The organism is Chitinophaga sp., from assembly GCF_036569125.1.
GTDB lineage: Bacteria > Bacteroidota > Bacteroidia > Chitinophagales > Chitinophagaceae > Chitinophaga.
Map to the genome: position 1 here is coordinate 1 of NZ_DATCRF010000658.1, position 3,347 is coordinate 3,347.

At 47.0% G+C, this 3,347-nt stretch carries 3 protein-coding genes; 1 reads left to right on the forward strand and 2 read right to left on the reverse strand.

Annotated features, from left to right (window positions below; all coding sequences use genetic code 11):
• Positions 1-635, reverse strand: a 635-nt coding sequence (locus VIM87_RS24595) for an SDR family NAD(P)-dependent oxidoreductase (protein ID WP_331999555.1), incomplete at its 3' end; no start/stop codon positions are given.
• 72 nt (positions 636-707) lie between these two features.
• Between VIM87_RS24595 and VIM87_RS24600 the strand changes: the two genes are divergently transcribed.
• Complete coding sequence (locus VIM87_RS24600; RefSeq protein WP_331999556.1) at positions 708-2,555, forward strand: glycoside hydrolase family 15 protein; 1,848 nt, start codon at positions 708-710, stop codon at positions 2,553-2,555.
• On the opposite strand, the gene VIM87_RS24605 is transcribed toward VIM87_RS24600, so the two are convergent.
• The coding region (locus VIM87_RS24605; RefSeq protein WP_331999557.1) for a class I SAM-dependent methyltransferase at positions 2,552-3,347 on the reverse strand (796 nt) is incomplete at its 5' end. The genes VIM87_RS24600 and VIM87_RS24605 overlap by 4 nt on opposite strands.

Here is a 3,347-nt window from a genome sequence, read left to right on the forward strand (position 1 = left end):
GGAATGTGCTGTTCTTTTTCTTTGCGCACCTGTGCATTTTCCATGGCCTCCTTATTCATATCCGTAAGGATCATGCCGGGGGCAATGTTATTTACACGGATGCCTTTGCCGGCCACTTCCAGCGCCAGGCTTCTGCTAAAATTTTTGATAGCTGCTTTAGAGGCATTATAGTCGGCATTGCCGGCGGTATTCACCTCTTCATGAATAGAGCTGATGAATATAATATTCCCATCCTTCAGCCCCGGCTGGTTTAAAAATGCCCTGCTGCAGTAAAAGGGGCCGTAGAGGTTTGTTTTGATACAGGTATCAAAAACCGCCGTAGGCATATCCTTTACCGGTACATTGCTGCCATTGACCGCAGCATTATTCACCAGGAGATCCACCGTTCCGAACTGCTCATTTACCTTACTGAAAACTGCTTTTACAGCTGCTTCGTCTGCAACATCCAGCTTAAAATAAATGGCCTTACCGCCTTCCTTTTTTATTTGATCAGCAAGCTGTGCTGCTGCGGGCTCATCCGAATGATAGATAATAACAACCTTTGCACCTTCTGCGGCATAGGCCAGTGTAATAGCCCGGCCAATGCCGGCATCAGCGCCGGTTATAAGGGCCACCTTGTTTTCAAGCTTCTTCATTTTTTCAATTATTAAATGAGCATTTGGTAATACTTTCCTAATTTAATAAAAGGAAATTAGATACGGTACTATATGAACAGAAAAACTGAATTTGAATCTATAGAGCATCATGGAATTATTGGTAACATGCGCACAGCGGCCCTGGTATCTTTAACCGGCTGTATTGATTTTCTTTGCGCCCCCAGGTTTGATTCTCCTTCTGTGTTCGCTTCACTGCTTGATCCCCAGGCAGGCGGCGCATTTACCATTACCCCCAAAATGAAGGATGTAACAAGCAAACAGCTGTACATTCCCTTTACAGCCGTACTGATCACCCGCTTCTTTTCCGATACCGGTATTGCTGAGATCACGGATTACATGCCGGTAATGCCGGACACCTGCAACAGCTATAACGTAATTGTAAGAAAGGTCACGGCCATAAGGGGGAATATTGATTTCAATATGCATTTTCAGCCCCGCCTGAATTATGGCAGATCCATGCACACGGCCGCGGGTGATAACAACAGCATTTTGTTTGATTGTAATGAACAGGCAGTGGAAGGGCTTACCATTCGTTTATCCGCCGGCGTGAAGCTGAAGATGCGCAAAGAGGATGCCTACGCCAATTTTACGCTGAAAGAATCCGGGACCACCCATTTTGTAATGGAATCAGTAAAGAAAGGGCAGGAGCAATACCTTTCAGACCTGGAATTTTTTGTGAACCATACCTATTTTGAAACCATCCGCTACTGGCGTTCCTGGACCCGGCAATCAACCTACAAAGGCGGCTGGGAAAGCATTGTAATGCGATCGGCCATTACCTTAAAATTACTGACCTGCATAGAACATGGTTCCGTAATTGCAGCCGCTACCTTTGGGCTGCCCGAAGAAATAGGCGGGCTGCGTAACTGGGATTACCGCTATACCTGGATACGGGATGCAGCCTTTAGCATGTATGCTTTTTTAAAGCTGGGATTTCATAAAGAAGGCAAGGCCTTCCTGGACTGGATCATTAAACACGCCAAAGAGAAAGATATGCATTTGATTTACCGGGTAGATGGCAGCACGGACGTTGATGAAATTGAATTTGCGCACCTGCAGGGCTACAAACAATCGCACCCGGTAAGGATCGGCAACGATGCAAATAAGCAGCTGCAGCTGGATATACACGGCGAATTGCTGGATACCATTTACATCTACAACAAATTTTACGAACCGGTAACACATGAGCTCTGGGAGCTGATCGAAAGAGAGGTGAACTATGTGATCGATAACTGGGAAAAAGCAGATCACGGCATCTGGGAGATCCGGCAAAGGAAAAAACACTTCCTGAATTCCCGCTTAATGCTGTGGGTGGCCATGGACCGGGCTATTAAGATAGGCCGCGACCGGTCGTTCCCATTCCCGGCACAAAAATGGGAATCGGTAAGGGATGAAATTTACAACGACATTTACCACAACTTCTGGAACGAGGAGCAGCAGGCCTGGGTACAGCATAAAACAAATGGCAAGGCCGGTGATACCATAGATGCCAGTGTGCTGCTAATGCCGCTGGTGCACTTTATTACCCCGGAGGAGCCGCGCTGGAAAGCCACCATGGAAGCCATTAACAACAAGCTAAGACTGGATGTGCTGATATACCGCTACGATAATGATATTGATGGATTTGACGGGCTAACCGGCAAAGAGGGCACTTTTAACATGTGCTCATTCTGGTACATTGAATGTTTGGCAAAATCAAAAAGGCTGGATGAAGCCATAGAGAACTTTGAGAAAATGCTGGGCTATGCCAACCACCTGGGACTGTTCTCAGAACAGATCAGCAAGAAAGGCGAGCACCTGGGCAACTTTCCGCAAGCCTTTACCCATCTCGCTTTGATAAGCGCAGCACTGGAGCTGGATAAGCAGATAGGCCGGCTGAATAAAACCGTAGACGTTTAATTTGCAGGTTTGTAGAACGGCACTTTAATGCCGGTAAAGTCCTGCGACCGGAAGCTTCGGGGCTGCATTTTCTCCCCTGTATCTTTTCTTTTTATAATAAAGGTAATACCGCCATATAAGCCGCTAAGCTTTGCCAATCGTATATCCATATTAGTTAAACGGTTGGCGGTACGGATGCCCCACAGCTTTCTGAAGAACGGCGTTAAGCGGTTATATATTTTAAAGGTCCGTTTAGTGTCTGGCTTGGCATGCCCCTCTGCTACCACCCGCGGCACCACCAGCAGGGGGCAAAGGGTTTTCTGGTATTCCACGGTATAGCCCTGCTGCTTTAAATAATCGAGGGTATGGATATCAAAGCAATGAATATGCTCATGGGTCCTTTTTAGCCGGATGTTTTCCGCCACCAGGGCAGGATTGTCGTGCGGCACCGTTATCACCAACACCTTATTGGTAATTCTCAGTAATTCCTGCACGGCCATTTTATAATCCGTTACATGCTCAATGGTTTCGCTGCAAAGCACTGCATCAAACGAGCGGTCTGCAAAGGGCAGGTGGTGAATGTCGCAGCAGGCCGCGTTTATATTGAATATTTCGGCGGCCATTCTGCAGGCATAGTCCGACAGGTCTGTTGAGCGAACCTCCACTTTAAACAAAGTTCTTACCAGGTTAGCAGTATAACCTTCCGCACCTCCCACATCAATAAAGCTGGAAAAGGAAAAACGCCCCAGCGCGTTTAGAATAGAACGGGTAACCATGTACCGCGCAATATTGCTGGTGGCTGCATATTTGGTG

Bases quoted from the DNA above. Each gene is read 5' to 3' on its own strand.
- VIM87_RS24600 (WP_331999556.1), top strand. From the start codon at position 708: ATGAACAGAAAAACTGAATTTGAATCTATAGAGCATCATGGAATTATT.